Consider the following 21,213-nt stretch of genomic DNA (forward strand, 5'->3'; position numbering starts at 1 on the left):
GAAAAAACCGCAACTAAATCAGGATTGTCAGAAAGTTGAAGATAAGATTTCTATCGTTTGACATTGGTTGACGGACTCCTTACATGTCTGTTGTTAGGATAATTTCGTGCTCAACATGCACATGATACCCAAACAACAAGTTGTCACGGGCAGATGAATAGCATCAACACCGTGTCGCTTTTTGTCGGAAGGGCATAACAACGACAGTTAAAGGAGTATTCACATGAAAAAAGCGCTCGCATTAATCACTATGATGGTCGTAAGCGGTAGTGTATTGGCTGCTACCCAAACCAAACAATCAGAAACCACACTGCAAACAGAAGTGTTCAATTCTGAACAAAAAGCGCAGCAAGCAGGATTCAAAATTATTCACGATTTGAGAGAGTTATCTTCGGAAGAGCTCACTTTCAAGCTAGGTGTTGTTGAACCTCTGGTTGTTCCAGACAGCGTTAAAATCAACAACAGCGAACTGAAAGTTGAATCAATTATGGTTGAACCGGACAAAACGTCTTATCGCGGTTTAGTCAATGTTGATTACCAATACGACATCAAAGATCATAACAACTAGCCTCGACTTCTTACCCCTATATAAGTTAGTCACGCTAAATTGATGACAACGGAGTGTCATCAATTTGCTGCTTACCAAACTAACAGGTGATCTATCAGTTACGTTCAAACTGACTGATGAGTCTCTGCAACTCTTTAAGATTTGCTACCAACACTCTGGTACGGTTCACCGAGTCAGCCGAAGACTGAGCGGTTTTTTCCGTTAACGTCTTAATATTGACCGCATTCGCGGTGATCTCTTTGGTCGCAATCGCCTGCTGCTCTACTGCAACCGCTATCTGCTGACTTCGGTCAGATACCTGCTCCAGTTTTGACGTGATATCGTTGATCATCCCGCCAGTTTCGTCTGCGCTTACAATACACTGCTGAGACAAATCTGAACCACGCTGAATGGCGTTTACACCTTGAGCCGCAAGATCTTGCAGTTCTGTAATCATGCTATGAATTTCGGTTGTCGAGTCATTGGTTTTAATCGCTAAATGACGAACTTCGTCTGCCACCACAGCAAATCCCCGACCAGACTCTCCAGCTCGTGCAGCTTCAATCGCCGCGTTTAACGCAAGTAAATTGGTTTGCTCTGAAATCGCACAGATCACATCTAGGATCGATTCAACCTGCTTGGTATGGGCAGACAATGTTTTCAAAATAGTCTGGCTGTTGAGCAGCTCTTTATCCAACTCATTAACTTTGCTCACGGTTGCTTTAATGCTCTTTAAGCCAGTAATGGATTCAGAACGAGCTTCCTGAGTGAGTTGAGAAGTCAGCGAAGCCGCACTGGCGATATCGTGAATAGAGTATGTAAGTTCCTCTACTGCTGATGCGACTTGTTCCGTTTCAGCATGTTGCGCGGTTAAGCTTTGCTCTATCGATTTGGCCGTTTCAAACTCATGTTGGGCATCTTTCAAAATACGACCAGAAGTATCACCGCTTCGCGCTGTAACAGCTCTTAACTCAGCCTTGCGCATCATAAGAGCGAGTTCCACTTGGGAAAACTCGTCGCGACGGCCGGTATACACCTTTTCTAACAGAGGATTGGAATAGGCTTCGCTAGCCAATGCCTGCATATGACTTAATCGGCGCTGTACATGGGCGATTCCGATCATTAGCGCTAACAGAAATGCACTGGAAAGCGCACCCAATAGCCAAGTCTGCTGCTGCAACATCCAATATAGATTGGTTGCCAATCCGAGAACACTTATCAGCATCAGAAGTTTGGTTAAAGGAGAACGTGTGAGGGAGATTTTTTTGCCCGCGTTAATTGCTTTGTAAAGCGCATCAGCGCGCTTCACCTGTTCAGCCGTGGGTTTAGAGCGAACCGATTGATACTCAATGATCTCGCCCTTATCGTTTTTTATCGGTGTGACGAATGCAGAAACCCAGTAATGCTTAGAGCTTTTACATTTGTTTTTAACTATCCCCATCCAGCTTTTGCCTTCCTGGATGTAGCTCCATAGTTGTCCGAACGCCGCTTTGGGCATATCTCCATGACGAACTAGGTTATGAGGATTACCCAGCAACTCTTCCTGCGAGTACTCAGCAATGTCACAAAACACTTGGTTTGCATAAGTGATGTGACTAGAACGATCAGTTGTAGAAATAAAACTGACGTGATCTGGGTAATCTTTGTTTTCAGTAACTTCCATGCAAATAGCGCCCACTAACGTTCATGTTGAAATGTAATTTCAAAAATTACGATATATTTTGCAGCTTTTTTAACATGGGATAGCCGTCGCGACTTTGACCCTAATCAATTCAGAAACTTATCAATAAGATGCTTATCATAACTGAGACAAATGAACATTTTTGCATCGTATCGTTTTTAACTACATCAAGCCCAACGGAATAGACGTACTTCATTTCCTTCTTCTGGCTGTTTAGGAATATTCAGAGAGAGCAGCAGTGATACACACGCCATGCCTGCACCGATATAGAACACCGCCGCTGGCGATATGAGCCATAGCATACCGAAGCTTACTGGAATAATGACGGCTGCAATATGGTTGATGGTAAATGCCACACCGGCTGTCGACGCCATATCGGCTGGATCGGCGATTTTTTGAAAGTAGGTTTTCACAGCCAGAGCCAAGGCGAAGAAAAGATGGTCTATGACATAAAGTCCCGCAGCCCAGTGCGCATCTGTCACCACAGCATAGCCAACAAAGACACCAATCAACCCAACATACTCAACAATTAACGCTTTGCGTTCGCCAACCACACCGATAAAACGACCAATTTTTTTGGCAAATAAGAAGTTAAAACCGTAGTTGATCAAGAAAAGTAACGTGATGTCTGCTGCTGTATAACCGAACTTCTCAACCATTAAGAAGCCAGCAAACACAGTGAAGATCTGGCGGCGAGCCCCACTCATAAAGGTCAAAGCGTAGTAAAGCCAGTAACGCTTACGTAAAACCAATTTCTTGTTTTGCGGTGTAGCCGATTTGAACTCTGGAAATGCAACGGCAGCGACAATAACTAGGGCCAAAGCAAGTCCGCCAGTAATGCCATACACCCATTCATAACTTAAATGCAATTGCTCAAGCATGATCCACAATGCGCTGTAAGTCAGCAGCGACGCCAGTGCGCCTATAGAGATCATCTTACCGAGCATTTCTGGTGCTTCATCTTTACTGAGCCACTGCAGTGATAATGACTGCTTTAATGTTTCGAAATAATGGAAACCCGTAGACATCAACAAAGTGGTTAGCAACAAGCCGGTCAAAGAAGGAAACAACCCCGTGATTGCTGTACCTAACGTCAGCATCATAAGGGAGATCAACAGAAAGCGTTGCTCTCGGATAAAAAGCAGCACAAAAACAGCAGTGAAAGCGAGAAACCCCGGTACTTCACGAACACTTTGCAACAAACCGATATCGGCTCCATCAAAGTTCGCTTTTTCAATCACAAAGTTATTGAGCAGTGCCATCCAACTAGCAAACGCAATCGGAACAATCGCTGAAATAACCATTAAGAAGTTTTGTGGGGTACGCCAAGTTTTAGTGTTCATTAAAAGTATTATCATCCTTGTTATCATATTATCAGTCTAACCAATACCGCTTTAGCTGTAACCTAACTATTAATACTAGGGTCTCCAGATCCTGATAAAAATAGGAGCAATCGATGCAAATCCGTTTTGCTACCGCAAACTTATTCAACTATCTCGCTCCCCCTAACGCATTTTACGAGTTCAATAATATTTACGAGCTCAACCAATGGCATAAAAAACAACAGTGGTTAGAACGGAAATTATTAACCTTAGATGCGGATGTGATCGGGTTTCAGGAGATCTTCAGTGCAGAGGCGCTGGAGGCTCAGTTAAAGCCGCTAGGCTATTCATATTTCGCTGTTGTAGACCAGCCAAAGGTCTCTCAAGACTACATCTACACTCACCCAGTAGTCGGTATTGCTTCACGTTATGAGCTGACAGAAATAGAGGCCGTTGAGGCCAAGAAACCAAATTCTGATGATGCTTTTACCTTCTATCGTAAACCGCTTCGAGCTACGTTGAACCATCCTGTGCTAGGGAAAGTGGATGTCTATATCGTTCACTTTAAATCACAGCGCCCGACATTAGAAGACAAGGAAGAGGGTTCGAGCGTGTTTGAAACATGGCAACAAGAAAACTATGGCAACTGGCTTTCTACTGTGCAACGCGGATTCGAGGCAACACTATTGCATCACGCTATTATGGAGAGAAAACGAACCACTGGGCATCCGGTGGTGCTTATGGGGGACTTTAACCAACGACTTGATTGCCAAGAGTTCGCCTGTTTACGTTCGACTCACCGTTTTCGCCAGCCGGATTCTTACCTGCCGCTCCTTCCCTACCATCTTATCGATAGCTGGGAGCTGTATTGCCATACGGGAAAGGTTCAGCGTCAGCCAACTCATTACACCGGAGCTTCAGGGCAAGTTTTGGATTACATACTGATGTCGAGCGAATTCGGCTTAGAGACAGACCGCAATATCGCCCGAGTCATTGATTTTCATGTTGAGGATCAGCATTTGGTCAACCCAAGTTTCGAGCAGGATAAATTCGCCAGTGACCATGCATTTGTGAGCGTCACGCTAGAATTACGCTCGTAAATGTTGCCATTGCGGATGACGGTCTAAATAGTGTTTTACGTAACTGCAAACGGGCACAATCTTAAACCCTTGCGTTTCAATCAGTGGTAAAACGCTTTCCATCATAATTTTTCCGTAGCCTTTTCCCTGTAATTCTTGCGGGACTTTGGTTGACGTTATATGCATAGCCTTATCGAAGAACTGATAGCGCACAACCGCGTAATGGTCACCTTCAAGGTGGACACGAAAGCACTCGTTCTCTCTGTCGTAAATAACGGTATGTTCCATTTTTATATCCAAAATGATAATTAATTCTTAATTTATAAGCTTGGTGAATTGAAAGTCTGAATGCATCACCATAAAATCTCAACTCTTAAAAAAAATTATAAATTATCTTGTTGGAGATTATGGATGAGCTCGCCGCAAACAGCGACTAAAAGTACTAAAACAAATGTCGCGAAAGCGACTAAATCCGTTATCACCCTCAATAGTACCGATGCTCTTGCAATGGTCGAACACGGTAGCGAATTGAAGCTGAACATTACCACTCCCGTCGGCACAAAGTTTATCTGTAGAACACCATTTATCGGTACTCACTCTGATACTTATCTTCTCGCTGAAATTCCAAATATCTCAGCCAGTGATATGAGCTTTTATTTTCAAGAAGGTTTTTGGATCAATATCCGTGCAATATCTTCGCGTGGCGAAGGCGCAATGATCCACTTTCGCAGTCAGTTATTGCATGTCGTTCAAGAGCCAATCCCGCTGGCCATGCTGTCAATACCAAGCTCAATGCAAGTAACTCAACTGAGAAAAGAACCTCGCTTTGACGTCAATCTGCCAGGAAGAGTAATTTGTGGTGAACACAAAGCCAGTGGCGAAGTCCGTGATTTATCAAAGTGTGGCTGTCGATTTATCGCCCCACCAGTAGGCAAAACTTATCAAGTTGGCGAAATGGTCTCGATAGAAATATTTGCAGATCAGCGTGGCACCAAAGTTTTCGCGCCATTAACGGGTAAAGTTTGTAACCTACAACGTTCCACCCACTATGCACGTTACGGAATGGAGTTTGACGAAGCAGGGCAAAAGAACGCTAAGAATCTACTTAGTCAGTTAAAGTTCAACGGAACCAAGCTAACATTGAACATCGAGCGCATTGCATAACGCCTAAATTTATCAAGTTCTCACCAAAACCTAGGAGTATGGACGTTCCTTTTTCGTTATACTCCTCGTCACTATTCTCATTTAAAGGTTTGAAATGAACTACTTTAGTACTTTCATTAAAGGAATGGCGATGGGCGCAGCGGATGTTGTTCCCGGCGTTTCAGGTGGTACCATCGCATTCATTACCGGCATTTACGACACTTTGCTGGAAAGTATTCGACGCATAAATCCAAGCTTACTCGGCATTTGCAAGCGCGAAGGTTTTTCCGCTGCATTCCAGTATATTAATGGCTTTTTCCTCATTTCGCTGTTTGCAGGAATATTCACCAGTATTGCTACTTTTGCAAAACTCATCTCTTGGGCACTGGTCACTCACCCTATCCCAACTTGGTCTTTCTTCTTTGGTTTAATCCTTGTTTCGGTATACCACATGCTCAAACAAGTGGAGCACAAAACCGCATCGCGTTGGGTATGTTTGGCTCTAGGTGTCGCCTTTGCTTATAGCATTACGATTTTGAAACCACTTAGCCTCGAACTTAGCAACATCAACATCATCTTTGCAGGTGCAATCGCTATTTGCGCGATGATCTTGCCGGGTATTTCAGGCAGTTTCATTTTGCTGCTAATTGGCATGTATGCAACGGTATTGGGTGCGGTGAAAAACGCACAAATCGACGTCTTACTATTGTTTTTATCTGGCTGTGTGATTGGCTTACTGAGTTTCTCTCACGTGCTTTCTTGGCTGCTTAAACGATTCCGTGAAGTCACCTTAATGTTCCTCACGGGTTTAATGCTGGGCACTTTGCCGAAAATCTGGCCGTGGAAAGAGACGATTTCATGGCGCACTAACTCTCATGGTGAACAAGTGCCACTGGTTCAGCACAACTTGTCGCCATTTGAGTTTGAAGCGATCACCTCTCAGTCTTCGCAGCTAGTGATTGCTGTTGTCTTTATGTGCTGTGCAATCGCTTTAGTTTGGGGACTAGAAAAATACGCAGAGAAACACGACGTTTAATCGTTTCAGATTCCCTTAATAGGCGGCTTCAGTCGCCTATTCATCTCCTCAATGTTTGCTTGAACCCTTCCACATTTTGCCCTACTTTTCCTAAACTTAATCTCCGTTTATGCTAGGATGCGCACACCTTTCCTAACCATGTGTAAGAAAATGCGTTCAGCGTTAAAACTACTCTTCATTATTGCCGCACTTCTTGCTGGTTTCTTTGCAAGCGACATCATTAAGCTCTTCTCATCTGAAACAAAGAGCACTGATCTGTCTCAATACTGCGTATTGTCAACGACCCCTTGCTCGCAGCAGAATATCTCAATGACTCTTGCTCAGGACAAAGTACATCCTCTGGTGGCAAATCGTCTCTCGGTTTCATGGCCTAACAGCGATTCTGAGCAGCTTGAGCTGCGACTACAAGGTGTCGAAATGGACATGGGAACCGTAAAATACGTACTTAAGAAAACAGAGTCTGGCAAATTTGAATCTGACATCATATTGCCCGTATGTACCAGTGACTCAATGACATGGGTAGGACAACTCACTGACGGTAAAACAACGGTTCTACCAGCATTAAGGATGGAACGATGAGTAAAAATTGGTCTTTAGTTTTAATCATGGCATTCGTACTTGGTTTTGGTACCAAAAGCTATTTTGATTCTCAGAAAACGCTAGAACAAGAAGAGATGCAATCCGCGTCTGACGTAACACTGTACGGTGAAAAAAACCAAGCGGTGAATATCTTTGATACGTCGGACAAGCGTATCCGTATTGTCTATTTTGGCTTTACTCGTTGTCCGGACGTTTGCCCAACTTCGCTTGCCATGCTGGCAGGGGCATTAAATCAGATTGATGATGAAACAAAAAAACAGCTAAGACCCATGTTTGTTTCGTTAGATCCAGAGCGTGATGATGCAGAGTCTTCTGCGACCTATGCTCACTACTTCCATGCAATGATAGAGGGCCTATCTGGCTCTCTGGATATTACAGCATCGTTGGCGAATCGATACGGCGTGATTTTTCGTAAAACCGAATTACCTAACTCGGAGCTCAAGTACACGCTCGACCACAGCTCCTATTTTTATTTCTTAAAACCCGATGGCACTCTAATAACAAAAGTTCCACATACGCAGAACCCTGCGCCAATAGTGGAAGCGATAAAAGAAGTCACTCAACCAACAAAAGGATGAAACAATGAAAGGTAAAGCCCTGTTACTCATCAGCTTATTAGCAAGCCCTTTAGCCTACGCAAAAATGGACATCATGGTTCATAACCCCTACGCGAGAGCGACACCTCCTACCGCAGTAACCAGCGCAGTATTTGGTGACATTGTTAACCGAAGCGACACTGACCGATACATTGTTTCAGCAACCACACAAGCAGCCGGAAAAGTAGAATTGCATGACGTCATCAATGAAGGTGATGTGATGAAAATGCGTCAGGTTTCAGAGTTAAAAGTCCCGGCCAAAGGCAAACTGGAATTGAAGCCGGGTAGCTTCCACATCATGTTATTTAAACTGCCAAAACCATTGGCTGAAAATGAAGAAATCGATATTCAACTCACCTTCAAAAATGGTGAGCAACTCACTTTTAAAGCACCAGTTAAAAAGGTCATGAGTGGCATGAAAATGGAACATAATTAATACCAAAGCGACTGCAGCTGCGGTCCAACTTTTGTATTGATAAGACCATAAAAAAGAGGTGGGCATTCCCGCCTCTTCTGCTATTATTTGCATAGATTTAAACCAGAAATATTTAGGAGATTTTGATGATTGTACTTAAAACCCACCGCGCAACTTCAGAGAAGAAAGCTTAATCTTCAACTCTTTCTTTCCCTCGAATTGCCCGGTGTTCAACTAAACCGGGGTCACACCTTTATTCGGCCCTAGTCATATTTAATTGCGTTATAAGACAGCGTACCTACGCGTGTCTGGGGTAACCAAATGAGTTTAAACGAAACTTTATCACTTTCTTTGCCACAATTAGGATGGCGACCTGTTTACCAGCAACAATTAAGCTGGGATGAATTAGAAACGGCAATTCCCGCGCGTATTAGTGAACATCACCGGACTGGCTACATTTGTTGGACAGAGAACGGCGAAATTCACTTAGATATTCACGCAAAACTGCCTCCAATGACCGTTGGAGACTGGGTACTGCTCGACCGCGAAACGAACCAGTTTGTTAAGTTGCTAGACCGCCAGTCGCTTTTTAGTAGAAAAGCCGCAGGTATTAAGTCTTACGAACAACTTATCGCTTCTAATGTTGATACCGTGTTTATCGTCTCATCGCTCAATCAAGACTTTAATCTCAGTCGAATAGAACGCTATCTGGCTCTTGCGAAAGAAGCTCAAGTAGAGCCTGTTATTGTGCTGACTAAAGCCGATCTATGTGACGATGCGGATGACAAAAAACAGCAGGTTCAGGCACTGAATCCAATGCTGTACGTGGAATCTATCAACGCACTGTCCAGCGAAAGCTGTCAGAGTTTGAAAGCATGGTGCAAAGTTGGAAAAACGATAGCCGTTATGGGTTCTTCTGGTGTGGGTAAATCTACCTTAGTCAATACGCTGATGGGTAGTGACATACAAGAAACCAGTGGTATTCGTGAACACGATAGTAAAGGCCGCCACACAACCACATCACGTTCACTGCTTTCTATGCCTTCAGGTGCATTGTTACTTGATACGCCAGGAATGAGAGAGCTTCAAATCTCTGATTGTGAACAAGGCATCGAAGAAGTATTTGCAGACGTTGCCAATTTGGCGGACAAGTGCCGCTTTAGCGATTGCAAACACATTAGCGAGCCGGGTTGTGCCGTTCTAAAAGCGATAGAAAGTGAAGAGCTTGATGAAAGAAGACTGCGTAACTATCGCAAACTTCTTGCTGAGCAAGCACGCAATAGTGAATCGATTGCGGAAAGGCGTTCCAAAGAGAAAGATTTTCACAAACACGTCAAAAGCGTGATGAAGGAAAAACAATCTAGGGAAAAAGGATATTAATCCAGAATATTAGCAAAGGGTGATATTTCACCCTTTATTTTTGTAAAATATATGCGCTACAAATACGCAACATTTCATCAAAAATGTGTCGAAATTCAACATCTCTGTTAAATATTATTCTATCTATAAATAAATCCTAGACACATTGTCCTGCAACGTTAATATTACCCCCCTACAGCAAGTACTGCTGTAAACATTACAATTCAAACTATTTATTCATTGCAGGGATAATTATGCAAAGCAACAATATTTTTGCCCGCTTCGCTCGTGGCAATCTGGTGCTTCAGATCCTCGTTGGTATCGTTTTAGGTGCTATCGTGGCGACTGTTTCTCCAGATTCTGCGCAAAGTGTTGGCTTACTTGGTAACCTTTTTGTCGGTGCTCTAAAAGCCGTAGCGCCAGTACTTGTTTTCATCTTGGTAGCCGCGTCGATTGCAAATCAAAAGAAAAACCAACACACATACATGCGTCCTATCGTAGTTTTATACCTACTAGGCACATTTACCGCTGCTTTAACAGCCGTTGTACTTAGCTTCCTTTTCCCAACAACTTTGACACTTGTTGCGGGCGCTGAAGGTGCAAACCCTCCACAAGGTATTGCAGAAGTACTGAACACCCTTCTATTTAAACTGGTTGATAACCCTGTGAATGCGCTGATGACAGCGAACTACATCGGTATTTTGGCTTGGGGTGTTGGTTTAGGTTTAGCGTTGCATCATGCATCAGCAACAACAAAAGCAGTGTTTGAAGATCTGAGCCACGGTGTTTCTCAAATCGTTCGCTTCATCATTCGCCTAGCACCATTCGGTATCTTCGGCCTTGTGGCGTCTACATTTGCGACAACAGGTTTCGGCGCATTGGCGGGCTATGCTCAGCTTCTTGCGGTTCTACTAGGTGCAATGGCAATTATTGCTCTGATCGTTAACCCATTGATCGTATACGTTAAGACAGGCGAAAACCCATACCCACTAGTTCTACAATGTTTGCGTGAAAGTGGTGTAACTGCGTTCTTCACTCGTTCAAGCGCAGCAAACATCCCTGTTAACATGGCTCTTTGTGAGAAGTTAGATCTGGATGAAGATACTTACTCAGTATCGATTCCTCTAGGTGCAACCATCAACATGGCGGGAGCAGCGATCACGATTACTGTTCTTACACTTGCTGCTGTAAACACGCTAGGCATTGAAGTTGATCTATTGACTGCTGTACTGCTAAGTGTCGTTGCTGCGGTATCAGCTTGTGGTGCATCAGGCGTTGCTGGTGGTTCACTGCTTCTGATCCCTCTAGCATGTGGCCTGTTCGGAATTTCAAATGACGTTGCGATGCAAGTTGTTGCTGTTGGCTTCATTATCGGTGTGATTCAAGATTCTGCTGAAACTGCGCTAAACAGTTCAACGGACGTTGTGTTCACAGCTGCTGTATGTAAAGCAGAGCACAAGAAATCTCAAAAATAAGCAGTAACTATAGTTACTCGCCGTTGTAAAAAAAATCCGCCTCATTGGGCGGATTTTTTTATGACTTTAAATCATTACTTCTTCGCAGCGACTTTAGGTTCGTGATCTTTCATCTCTTGAACTTTAGTCTCTTGAGCTTTCACTTCTTTCACCTTGTCTGCAAGTTCAACCACTGATTTGTTATCAGTGTTGTTTTCTGCAGGATGAGTAACACCATTGAAGCGGCCACCCTGTTCGATACTTAAATCGTCACTGTAGATGGTACCTGTGACCTTACCGCGTCTAAGGATTTCTATTTTAGCTGCGTGGCAAGTTCCTTCAAACTCGCCGTTAATCACAAGGTGTTTAGCGAAAATTTCACCAACAGCACGACCTGATTCGCTAATGATTAAAGTTTTATCTACGTGAATTTCACCTTCAACCGTGCCATCCACTTGCATATTGCTTTCTACCCGGAATTTTCCGTTGATTGAACAGCCCTTTGCAATGAGAGTGGTAGCTGAGTGCTGACTCTTAGCTCGACTTGATTTACCAAAGATTCCCATCGAATACCTTTAACCTCACTAAATATCGTCTCAAAGTTATTTATCCCCCAATGAACAAAAGGCTTGGGATCTAATGAACGGCCGACGAATCGAATTTCATAATGTAAATGTGGTCCAGAAGAAAGACCGCTGTTGCCCGAATATGCTATCAAGTCACCCTTTTGTACAAAGTCGCCACTTTTAACTGCGAACTTTTGTAGATGTGAGAATGAACTGCTGAATCCGTGCATATGCAATAAGCGCAGAAAATTACCCGAGCCTTGATTACTCCTACGGGTGATTTCCACAACACCATCTGCTGGTGCATAAATTGGAGTCCCAGTATTTACCGCGAAATCTTGGCCTCTGTGGAATGCTGTTTTACCCGTAACTGGATGAACCCTTTTACCATAACTAGACGAAATTCGTCCTTTTTGTACAGGAGAACCGCTTGGAATTTGAGTCAACATCACCATCCTGACCGATGATGTAATTGCAGCCGTATCTAAACGAGACTCCAATTCGGAAGATGTCTCTCCCATTCCGAGCACTTTCTCAAGGTCACCTAGCTTATCTGAAACAAGCTGTATTTTTTCTTCGCGCTCCAGCAAGTCTCCCTCTAAACTGGCTTTCAAACTTTTAAGGGAAGAAACTTCCTCAGACAGTGTTAATGATTTATTTTCCAACTCAATCTGCTTTAAGCGCGCAAAATATGCATCGTTTACCAGCTTATAAATAAATGCTCCTGTGGCAAGCACACTGGCAATAAGCAAATAACCAACACCTTTCAAGCAGTACCGATAGAGCTTCCCGAGATGGAAATGCCGTGTTCCGTTAATAGACGAAACGGAAACTATTACGTTCTCTTTCATTCACAAATTCTAGTGTCCATATTGAAAGTGGCGGAATTCTAGCAAGGAAATGCAACTGGCTAAACCACTTGGTTGCCGTAGTTGCTTCCAATTCACACTTCTTAGCGACTTTTTCTTGTTATTAATCATTCATGAAATGCAAATAGATATGAAACTAAGTGACTGATTTACTTTAGTGTTTACTCATATTAGTGCACATTTATGCTAATAAGAGAAACCCAAGATTAAGATTCTACCCACAAACGAATCAGAGCATGGCGTTAAGTTACCCCTGCAAACCTACAACTGATTGCTTTCTATTTAAACAAAAACATGAGGGCACAAATATACAACAAAGCACATAAATACCGCATGAAACTTATCCGCTTCATTGCCAACTTGAGAATACCCAAAAACCAAATCTGGCTGCTTTTTGTACATCATAATTCCTGTATCTAAATTACAAATATCTCATTAATTATTTTTCCAATTTATTTCAAAGTGTGAAATAAATACACAAGCGTGACTAATATCACTCTAAAAATCTTACCAAGTCCTTAATTTGGCAAATATGTGATACAAGTCTACTTATTTAAAAATGATTTTTTACCCACAACGAGATGTTGATCATTTAATATTTATTGACATTTATTAAATGAACAATTTGTAGCAAAATTACATAGTAGAAAAATGAAGAAGATCACAAAGAATTTATTTGAAGGGCATCAATTATGATTGGTTGATCACAAAAAACCCGTTCTCAGAGCCAACTAGAAATTGTGTGGTAAATTTATTGAGTGTTATTCAATCAGCGGTTTTGGCGAACCGTTACTACAACAAAACTAATCAGAACATCGAACGGGGTAAACTTATGTTATCACCAGAAGCAAAGGTCAAGGTACAAAATTTTGGCCGATTCCTTTCTAATATGGTAATGCCGAACATCGGCGCATTTATCGCTTGGGGCTTTATTACAGCACTATTCATTCCTACTGGCTGGATTCCAAATGAAACACTATCCAGCATGGTCGGTCCTATGATCACTTACTTGCTACCGCTACTTATCGGTTATACCGGTGGTAAAATGGTTGCAGGCGATCGTGGTGCAGTTGTTGGTGCAGTAACCACTATGGGTGTCATCGTTGGTACTGACATTCCAATGTTCATGGGTGCAATGATTGCAGGTCCTCTGGGCGCTGTTGCTATCAAGAAATTCGACCAAGCTGTTCACGGTAAAGTGAAAAGCGGCTTCGAAATGCTAGTGAACAACTTCTCTGCTGGTATCATCGGTATGATCTGCGCAATCATTGCGTACTTGGTTATCGGTCCTGCAGTGAAAGTACTTTCTACTGGCCTTGCTGCTGGCGTAAACACTCTAGTTGAATCAGGTTTACTACCTCTTACTTCACTTTTTGTTGAGCCTGCTAAAATCCTATTCCTGAACAATGCGATTAACCACGGTATCTTCTCACCACTTGGTATTCAGCAGTCTGAGGAACTAGGTAAGTCAATCTTCTTCTTAATCGAAGCTAACCCAGGCCCAGGTCTTGGTCTACTTATCGCTTACATGGTATTCGGTAAAGGTAGTGCTAAACAATCAGCGGCTGGTGCTTCAATCATCCACTTCCTAGGTGGTATTCACGAGATCTACTTCCCATACGTACTTATGAACCCACGTCTAATCATCGCTGTAATTGCTGGTGGTATGACTGGTGTATTCACTAACGTATTGTTCGATTCTGGTCTTGTATCTCCAGCATCTCCTGGTTCTATCTTCGCAGTTCTACTGATGACACCAAAATCTGCATTCACTGGCGTTATCCTATCAGTAATCTGTTCAGCAGCTGTTTCATTCTTTGTTGCATCACTACTGATGAAAACTCAGAAGCAAACAACTGAAGATGACGATTCTCTAGAGCAAGCAACTAGCCAAATGCAAGGCATGAAAGCGTCTTCTAAAGGTCAAAACCCAGTTGCTGCAAACATCGACATGAGTGCAGTTCGTAAAATCATCGTAGCTTGTGACGCCGGTATGGGTTCAAGTGCGATGGGTGCGAGCCTGCTACGTAAGAAAGTTGATGCTGCAAAACTAGATATCGAAGTAACAAACCTAGCAATTAACAACCTTCCAAACGATGTAGATATCGTTGTCACTCACCGTGATCTTACAGACCGTGCACGTAAACATGCGGCTAATGCTAAGCACATTTCGCTATCAAACTTCCTTGATAACGCTTTGTACGACAACTTGGTTGCAGAACTTACCACGGCTAAAGAGGGCGCTCTAAAAAAGCCTGAAACACCAGCAAACACTAACTCTAGTGAAGACAAAACACTAAAGCTATCCAATGAAAACATCTTCTTGGGCTTAACTCCGAAGAGCAAAGAAGAAGTGATCAAGTTTGCTGGTGAACAACTTGTAAGACTGGGCAATGTAGCACCTGAGTATGTCGAAGGCATGCTAGCTCGAGAGCAACTGGTGTCTACATATCTGGGTGAGTCCATCGCCGTTCCTCACGGAACTATCGAAGCTAAGCAATACGTTAAGAAAACCGGCATCGTCTTTTGCCAATTCCCTGAAGGTATTCAGTGGGGTGAAGACGAAGATGATGTAGCGAAATTGGTTATCGGTATTGCTGCGCAAGGTGATGAACATATTCAAGTTATCACTGCTATCACCAACTCACTTGATGACGAAGAAGCCATCGAGTGTTTGAAGACCACAACTAACCCTGGTGATGTTCTTCGTATATTAAATGGCTAATTAGCGATTTGAGCCATGCTCCTACACGATGAACTTAAGGCCGGTCTCCCCCCGACTGGCCTTCTTTTAAATTTGAATTTTTGGAAGGTATGTTATGAAAGCGTTGCATTTTGGTGCCGGCAACATTGGCCGCGGTTTTATTGGTAAGTTACTCGCAGACGCAAACATTCACGTTACATTCACAGACGTCAATCAGGTGGTTGTAAATGCACTGATTGAACGAAAGGAATATCCTGTAAAAGTAGTAGGCGCTGATTGCGTTACAGAGATTGTAACCGGTGTCACTGCTATTAATTCTAATGACCCAGCGGTAGTCGACTGTATTGAAGAAGCAGATATTATTACTACTGCGGTTGGACCTACAGTTTTAAGAATCATTGCAAAAACATTAGCTCAGGGGCTTGAAAAAAGAGTCAAGAGCGGTAAGACTTCGCCTCTAAATATTATTGCCTGTGAAAACATGGTACGTGGCACCACTCAGCTAAAAGAAGCCGTATTTGAGCTTCTAGCAGATGATGTGAAGCCACAAGTAGAACAGTTTGTTGGTTTTGTTGACTCAGCTGTAGACCGTATCGTTCCGCCAGCAGAAGACGGAGAAACCGATCCTCTGGCAGTAACGGTAGAAACATTCAGCGAGTGGATTGTCGACGAGACTCAGTTTAAAGGCGACATCCCTAACATTCCTGGTATGGAATGCACAGACAACCTAATGGCATTTGTAGAGCGTAAGCTGTTTACCCTGAATACAGGTCACTGTGTGACGGCTTATTTAGGTAACATTGCCGGCCACAAAACCATCCGTGAAGCCATCGAAGATCCTGCTATTCGTAGCGAAGTGAAACAAGCGATGGAAGAGAGCGGTGAAGTACTGATTAATCGTTACGGGTTTGAAAGAGAAAAACACGCAGCCTATATCGAAAAGATTCTAGGACGTTTTGCGAATCCTTACCTTGTTGACGAAGTGGATCGCGTTGGTCGCCAACCAATCAGAAAATTGGGGCCAAATGATCGACTCATTAAACCTTTGCTCGGTACCATTGAGTACAACGTAGCAAATGGCACTCTACTAAAAGGCGTAGCGGCTGCACTGAAATACACTAATGACAGTGACCCGCAAGCAGTAGAACTGCAAGCATCTCTTCAAGACGTGGGCGTGAAAAAGACTCTAGCGCATTACACGGGTTTGAATGAGAACAGCAAAGAAATACAACAAATTGAAGCTTTATACGCTCAACTTTAAAAGAAAGAGTGAACGTTATATAAAGCGACAACTTTAGAGGGCTGGCGTTCAGCCCTCTAGCCCAAAATTCGATTAGAACATTATATGGTAAACACAATTAACGAAACTGAAATATTAGAACGATTGAATGATGCTCCTTCCGTTCGTGGTTATTTCATTGCTGCCGTAGAGATATTCAGTGATGCCATAAACGATCTGATGGAAAGGATTTTTCGTAAAGATAATTTCGCTGTTCAATCTGTAGTAGGCCCACTACTGCACGATACAGGTCCATTAGGAAATCGTTCTGTCAGACTCAAACTGCTTTATGGTTTGGGCGTTGTTGCGGATGATGTGTACCATGATATTGAGTGCTTTATCAAAATTCGTAACCAACTGAATAAAGACGGTTCAGAGTATACCTTTACCGATCCAAACATCGTTGCTCAAATCAAAGAACTGAACCTCGTGAAAAAGTCGGGCATGGTTCCTTTTGACGCAATGGATCCAGACCTAGACATCGACTTAGACTTTTACCATCTGCAGCTTCAACGCCAGCAACAGATGATTAAATCCGGCTTATCTCTAGCGATCATTGAAATATGCAATGACCTCAACAAAGAGAGCCCTTTTTAAACAACTGTCTACAGTTAATGCCCTCACATTCCCACTTTTAAATCATGACACTACCGTTTTTTCATCAGCATGTTAGCCTTCTGGCCATTATTCGTTAAATGAGAACGTGCAATGAAAATCGGTATTATTGGCCTAGGTGATATCGCGCAAAAGGCCTATCTCCCTGTAATCACATCCATTCCTGACATCGAACTCGTATTCTGTACTCGTAACGAACAGGCGCTTAAGACACTCGCAAATCAATACCGCGTTTCATCGTACTGTCGTGATTACAAAGAGCTACTTGGCTTTAATGTTGATGCCGTAATGATCCATGCTGCAACGGCCATTCATCCTGAAATCGCCAGTTTCTTTCTCAGCCACGGAATCCCGACATTTGTAGATAAACCATTGGCTGACAGCGCTCAAGCATGCGAAACACTTTACCAGTTAGCAGAAAAGCACAATCAGCCTCTGTATGTCGGTTTTAACCGCCGCCATATACCGCTGTTCAATCAACATTTGTCAGGCTTGCATCAGGGTACTCTCGACAACTTGCGCGCCCTTCGTTGGGAAAAACATCGCTACAACTTAACGGGCGATATTCGAACCTTTATTTTCGATGACTTTATCCACTCTCTAGACAGCGTAAACCTGTTCGCAAAAGCCGATCTGCAAGATGTGTATGTCACGCATCAAATGTCTGGTAATAAACTGGCCCGTATTGATGTGCAATGGCAGCATGGCGAAACACTATTGCATGCTTCAATGAATCGTCAGTATGGCATCACAGGAGAACGTATACAGGCTCATTTGGTCAATGAAGCGTATGAGTTTGACTCCTTCGTTTCAGGTACTCGCTGGGCGAACAACCAACAAACCTCACTGTCACTCAAAGACTGGACACCCATGTTAGAAAGCAAAGGCTTTGCACACATGATTAAAGACTGGATAAGCGTTGTGGAGAAAGGCTCAATTTCAACATCCGTCATCGAGCGTAATCTTGCCAGCCACCAGCTAGCAGAAGCTCTTTATAATAAAATTCACAGTTCGCTCTAAAAAGATCTGTATCGCCTATACTTAACTCGTTGCCACTCTATTCCTAGACTGCACAACGGGAGGGTATATGGAATTAAGAAATAAAGCTGGGCAAGTCACTCAACTGGCTGACAACCTCACTTTAAAAGAAGTTCAGGATATGGGATTCACCATCGACTTATGTGATGAAGCCTACGACCCAAACGAACACTGGCAGGTTCAGCAAGATAAACGCAACCAACGCCGAGATTATCCTGAAGAGTAACGAAAAACCGAGCTGCTAGGCTCGGTTTTCATCTTTATTGCTCAGAATTAAAACCACACACGCTAATCAATCTGATTGATAAACCACGGTTTAAACTCATCCAGCACTTCTGAGTATTGAGGCATTTGCAAAGCCAGTGTGGTAATGAACGGCTCAATGCTTGCTTTGTTATAGCTCAAATTCGCCAGTTTCTGCGCTAATAGCTCCATCGGCAGTGGGTCTAGCATATCGCTGAAGATCTTCGCTTCGAGAATAGTGCCCTTCTCTACATCTAAGTACACATCTACCCCACCCCATGTAAAACGTTCATCCAAGCGATGAGTAAACGGTGGCGTTTGTCCGAAGTTCCAATCCCAGCTTTGTTGTACCGCGAACTTATCACTGAATGTTGGTAAATCGTGGAAGTTTTCTGGCGTGATCCATTCAGCGGTGACTGACTCGTCATAATGTTCTAAATACGCTTCGATAATCGCTTCACACACTTGCTCATGATTGATATCTGGCTTAACCGTATTGAGGTTTATTACACGAGATTTTACTGAGGTAATGCCCTTCGCTTGCAGCTTTTTCTCATCTGGATTGAGGTAATCAGCAAGGCGATTTAAATCTGCACTGAGCAATAAAGTGCCGTGATGAAAACCTCTGTCTAAGGTTTCACGGTACGCCGACCCCGAGAACTTCTTAATTCCAGCTTCGTCTTCTATCACCAAATCGTTACGACCATTTGCCACACCGTTAATGCCCAGCTTCGCTAAAGCAGCCAGTACAATATTGGTCGAAATTTCTTTGTCATACTCAGGCTTTGCAGCCATAAAAGTAAAGTTGGTATTACCTAGGTCATGAAATACCGCACCTCCGCCTGTCTGACGACGAGCGAGCTTTACACCGTCTTGCTCCATTCTGTCTGTCTTACACTCCCTCCACGGGTTCTGTGCGCGGCCAATTACCACAGTATCGGCATTGCGCCATAGGAACAGCACCCTTTGGTCAGAAGGCATAGACCGAAAAATGGTATCTTCGACGGCTAAATTAAACCAAGGGTTAGTGGAGTCTGAGATTAGAATGCGGGTTTTGCTCATCAAGTTCTGTTCCTTCTAGGGGATAAGACTTCGCTATGATACTAACCAGATAGCATAAACACGAGCAGAGAATTTCGATTGCTCTGATTGGTAACTCATTACAATCATGAAGATTAAATAACAAAACAGCCTCGAATAGAGGCTGCTAAACATGACAATATTTCTCAGAAAACCTAGTAACTTGTTACTCGAAACAGACCTTCGCCCAACGAGCGAGACCAGCCGTAACCGAACCAAAGTAGTTACCGCTGACCACAGGTATATTCGGCAGCACTTGTTCTACTGCGCTACGTAGGATTGGTGAACGAGCTGAACCACCAGTCATAAAGATCACATCCGGCTTAGTCCCGCCAAGTGTTACCGCTTCAGACACCAGTTCCACCATTTTGCTTTTTGGCACTTCAATCGCTTCAATCATTTCTTCTAAGCGAATATCAACATCAATCAGTTCTGACAAGACCTTGAGCTGCGCCGTGAACACCTGTGAATCGGAAAGCGCGATTTTCGCTTCTTCTGCTTTCTTCACTAGGCTGTAGCCCAAAGTATCGTGGTAGACCGACAGTAACCGCGCCAGCTTTTCAGGTTCGGCCGCTTCTTTATGCAGATGCTTGAGATCTTTTAGATTCTCTTTGGCAAAGAACTTGGCTTGAGCGCTAACATCGTTAATCGCAATCGGATTCCAGAACTGGGTCAGTGGCATATCGAGCCCTGAAAGCGTTCTGCTGCCAAAACCGAAAGGATGCATCAGTTGCTTAAACGTCATATGAATATCAAGATCGTTACCACCAATACGCTGACCAGTATGTGCAATCAGGCTATCAGTACGATCAGCTTTGCCAGCCCAAGACGGTCCCATTTTAATCAGCGAACAGTCGGTAGTACCACCACCGATATCCACCACTAACACGGTTTTGTCTTCGGTTAGTGACGCTTCATATTCTAAGCCAGCTGCAACAGGCTCAAACTGAAATTCAATATTGCGGAAACCTGCTCGGGTAGCAGCGCGACGCAAAATAGTTTCCGCTTGTAAGTTAGAAGCCTCACCGCCTCTACCTTGGAAGTTTACAGGGCGACCAATTACCGCATCGGTAATCACTTGCTGTGCACTATTTTCTGCTTGTGATTTGATATTCGCCATCATGGCGCAGACTAAGTCTTCGAAGAAACCCAATTGAGCTTCACGCAACCCCATCGCGCCAAGGAAAGATTTTGGTGATTTAACATAATAGACTTCGTGTGGATCTGACAGATACAGATCAAGCGCAGCCTGGCCAAACATCACATCATCAAACTGAAGATCAATATCTTCTTCGCGGTTTGCCGCAATGGCACGACGAAGACGTTGCTCCCCTGCCGCATCTAAAGGCGCAAGATCACGATGACGAAACAGATGCTCTGCAACCGAATCACGCGTAGGAGCGGCTAATGTTGAAGGGATGTAGAAACTGTCTTTCTCTAATAGGTGCAACTTCGGGTCGTTGCCATCCATACTTGCCACAGAGCAGTTCGCGGTACCGTAGTCAAAACCGATATACATCTTAAGCCTCCAACTTGAAAAAGGCCGGAGATGCTACCGCAAACGGCGATGTAAAAACAGTCTCAACG

Annotated in this window: 21 protein-coding genes; 14 read left to right on the forward strand and 7 right to left on the reverse strand. The window is 43.5% G+C overall.

Annotation, left to right across the window (positions count from 1 at the left end; all coding sequences use genetic code 11):
• Positions 1-223: 223 nt before the first annotated feature.
• On the forward strand, positions 224-568 hold the full coding sequence (locus tag AAGA51_RS20480; protein ID WP_042479229.1) for a DUF3316 domain-containing protein: 345 nt from the start codon (positions 224-226) through the stop codon (positions 566-568).
• Positions 569-662: 94 nt separating this feature from the next.
• Here AAGA51_RS20480 and AAGA51_RS20485 read toward each other — a convergent pair whose 3' ends face one another.
• Both AAGA51_RS20485 and AAGA51_RS20490 read right to left on the reverse strand, forming a co-directional pair.
• Positions 663-2,210: a methyl-accepting chemotaxis protein gene (locus AAGA51_RS20485; protein WP_042479231.1), complete on the reverse strand. Its 1,548-nt coding sequence runs from the start codon at positions 2,208-2,210 to the stop codon at positions 663-665.
• Positions 2,211-2,395: 185 nt separating this feature from the next.
• Positions 2,396-3,571, reverse strand: a complete 1,176-nt coding sequence (locus AAGA51_RS20490) for an MFS transporter (protein ID WP_042479239.1) — start codon at positions 3,569-3,571, stop codon at positions 2,396-2,398.
• A gap of 113 nt (positions 3,572-3,684) precedes the next feature.
• Between AAGA51_RS20490 and AAGA51_RS20495 the strand changes: the two genes are divergently transcribed.
• Positions 3,685-4,650 (forward strand): endonuclease/exonuclease/phosphatase family protein, encoded by a 966-nt coding sequence (locus tag AAGA51_RS20495; RefSeq protein WP_042479241.1) that lies wholly within the window; start codon positions 3,685-3,687, stop codon positions 4,648-4,650.
• Here AAGA51_RS20495 and AAGA51_RS20500 read toward each other — a convergent pair.
• A complete protein-coding gene (locus tag AAGA51_RS20500; protein ID WP_042479243.1) occupies positions 4,639-4,917 on the reverse strand; it encodes a GNAT family N-acetyltransferase in 279 nt (92 codons plus the stop codon). The genes AAGA51_RS20495 and AAGA51_RS20500 overlap by 12 nt on opposite strands.
• A gap of 123 nt (positions 4,918-5,040) precedes the next feature.
• Here AAGA51_RS20500 and AAGA51_RS20505 point away from each other — a divergent pair, with 123 nt between their 5' ends.
• The 7 genes from AAGA51_RS20505 to sstT all read left to right on the forward strand — a co-directional run bounded on the left by AAGA51_RS20505 (position 5,041) and on the right by sstT (position 11,253).
• A complete protein-coding gene (locus tag AAGA51_RS20505; RefSeq protein ID WP_042479247.1) occupies positions 5,041-5,793 on the forward strand; it encodes a flagellar brake protein in 753 nt (250 codons plus the stop codon).
• Positions 5,794-5,887: 94 nt separating this feature from the next.
• Positions 5,888-6,808 carry a DUF368 domain-containing protein gene (locus AAGA51_RS20510; protein WP_042479249.1) on the forward strand — a complete coding sequence of 307 codons (921 nt, stop codon included), beginning with the start codon at positions 5,888-5,890 and terminating at the stop codon, positions 6,806-6,808.
• A 150-nt stretch (positions 6,809-6,958) separates the two neighbouring features.
• A complete protein-coding gene (locus AAGA51_RS20515; RefSeq protein ID WP_042479254.1) occupies positions 6,959-7,387 on the forward strand; it encodes a hypothetical protein in 429 nt (142 codons plus the stop codon).
• Complete coding sequence (locus tag AAGA51_RS20520) at positions 7,384-7,986, forward strand: SCO family protein (RefSeq protein WP_042479258.1); 603 nt, start codon at positions 7,384-7,386, stop codon at positions 7,984-7,986. Before AAGA51_RS20515 ends, AAGA51_RS20520 begins: the two co-directional genes overlap by 4 nt.
• A 4-nt stretch (positions 7,987-7,990) precedes the next feature.
• The gene (locus tag AAGA51_RS20525; protein ID WP_042479261.1) at positions 7,991-8,440 is read left to right on the forward strand and encodes a copper chaperone PCu(A)C; all 450 of its coding nucleotides are present in this window, start codon (positions 7,991-7,993) and stop codon (positions 8,438-8,440) included.
• 300 nt (positions 8,441-8,740) lie between these two features.
• A complete protein-coding gene (rsgA, locus tag AAGA51_RS20530; protein WP_042479271.1) occupies positions 8,741-9,799 on the forward strand; it encodes a ribosome small subunit-dependent GTPase A in 1,059 nt (352 codons plus the stop codon).
• A 233-nt stretch (positions 9,800-10,032) separates the two neighbouring features.
• Entirely contained in the window at positions 10,033-11,253 is a 1,221-nt protein-coding gene (gene sstT, locus AAGA51_RS20535; RefSeq protein WP_042479275.1) for a serine/threonine transporter SstT, read from the forward strand.
• Positions 11,254-11,327: 74 nt separating this feature from the next.
• On the opposite strand, the gene AAGA51_RS20540 is transcribed toward sstT, so the two are convergent.
• The gene (locus tag AAGA51_RS20540; RefSeq protein ID WP_042479278.1) at positions 11,328-11,693 is read right to left on the reverse strand and encodes a bactofilin family protein; all 366 of its coding nucleotides are present in this window, start codon (positions 11,691-11,693) and stop codon (positions 11,328-11,330) included.
• Positions 11,694-11,701: 8 nt separating this feature from the next.
• Positions 11,702-12,649 (reverse strand): M23 family metallopeptidase, encoded by a 948-nt coding sequence (locus tag AAGA51_RS20545; RefSeq protein WP_042479282.1) that lies wholly within the window; start codon positions 12,647-12,649, stop codon positions 11,702-11,704.
• A gap of 850 nt (positions 12,650-13,499) precedes the next feature.
• On the opposite strand from AAGA51_RS20545, the gene AAGA51_RS20550 reads away from it, so the two are divergent.
• The 5 genes from AAGA51_RS20550 to AAGA51_RS20570 all read left to right on the forward strand — a co-directional run bounded on the left by AAGA51_RS20550 (position 13,500) and on the right by AAGA51_RS20570 (position 18,529).
• Positions 13,500-15,392, forward strand: a complete 1,893-nt coding sequence (locus AAGA51_RS20550) for a PTS mannitol transporter subunit IICBA (protein ID WP_042479852.1) — start codon at positions 13,500-13,502, stop codon at positions 15,390-15,392.
• A 94-nt stretch (positions 15,393-15,486) separates the two neighbouring features.
• Positions 15,487-16,632 (forward strand): mannitol-1-phosphate 5-dehydrogenase, encoded by a 1,146-nt coding sequence (locus AAGA51_RS20555; RefSeq protein ID WP_042479285.1) that lies wholly within the window; start codon positions 15,487-15,489, stop codon positions 16,630-16,632.
• 84 nt (positions 16,633-16,716) lie between these two features.
• Entirely contained in the window at positions 16,717-17,247 is a 531-nt protein-coding gene (locus tag AAGA51_RS20560) for an MltR family transcriptional regulator (RefSeq protein WP_042479288.1), read from the forward strand.
• A gap of 111 nt (positions 17,248-17,358) precedes the next feature.
• Positions 17,359-18,285, forward strand: a complete 927-nt coding sequence (locus tag AAGA51_RS20565; RefSeq protein ID WP_042479291.1) for a Gfo/Idh/MocA family protein — start codon at positions 17,359-17,361, stop codon at positions 18,283-18,285.
• Between the two features lie 67 nt (positions 18,286-18,352).
• On the forward strand, positions 18,353-18,529 hold the full coding sequence (locus AAGA51_RS20570) for a hypothetical protein (RefSeq protein ID WP_167828584.1): 177 nt from the start codon (positions 18,353-18,355) through the stop codon (positions 18,527-18,529).
• A 62-nt stretch (positions 18,530-18,591) separates the two neighbouring features.
• Here AAGA51_RS20570 and AAGA51_RS20575 read toward each other — a convergent pair whose 3' ends face one another.
• Both AAGA51_RS20575 and yegD read right to left on the reverse strand, forming a co-directional pair.
• Entirely contained in the window at positions 18,592-19,608 is a 1,017-nt protein-coding gene (locus AAGA51_RS20575; protein ID WP_042479293.1) for a lipoate--protein ligase, read from the reverse strand.
• 184 nt (positions 19,609-19,792) lie between these two features.
• The gene (gene yegD, locus AAGA51_RS20580; RefSeq protein ID WP_042479296.1) at positions 19,793-21,145 is read right to left on the reverse strand and encodes a molecular chaperone; all 1,353 of its coding nucleotides are present in this window, start codon (positions 21,143-21,145) and stop codon (positions 19,793-19,795) included.
• Between the last annotated feature and the right edge of the window lie 68 nt (positions 21,146-21,213).

The sequence above is a fragment of the Vibrio diazotrophicus genome, from assembly GCF_038452265.1.
Classification (GTDB): Bacteria; Pseudomonadota; Gammaproteobacteria; order Enterobacterales; family Vibrionaceae; genus Vibrio; species Vibrio diazotrophicus.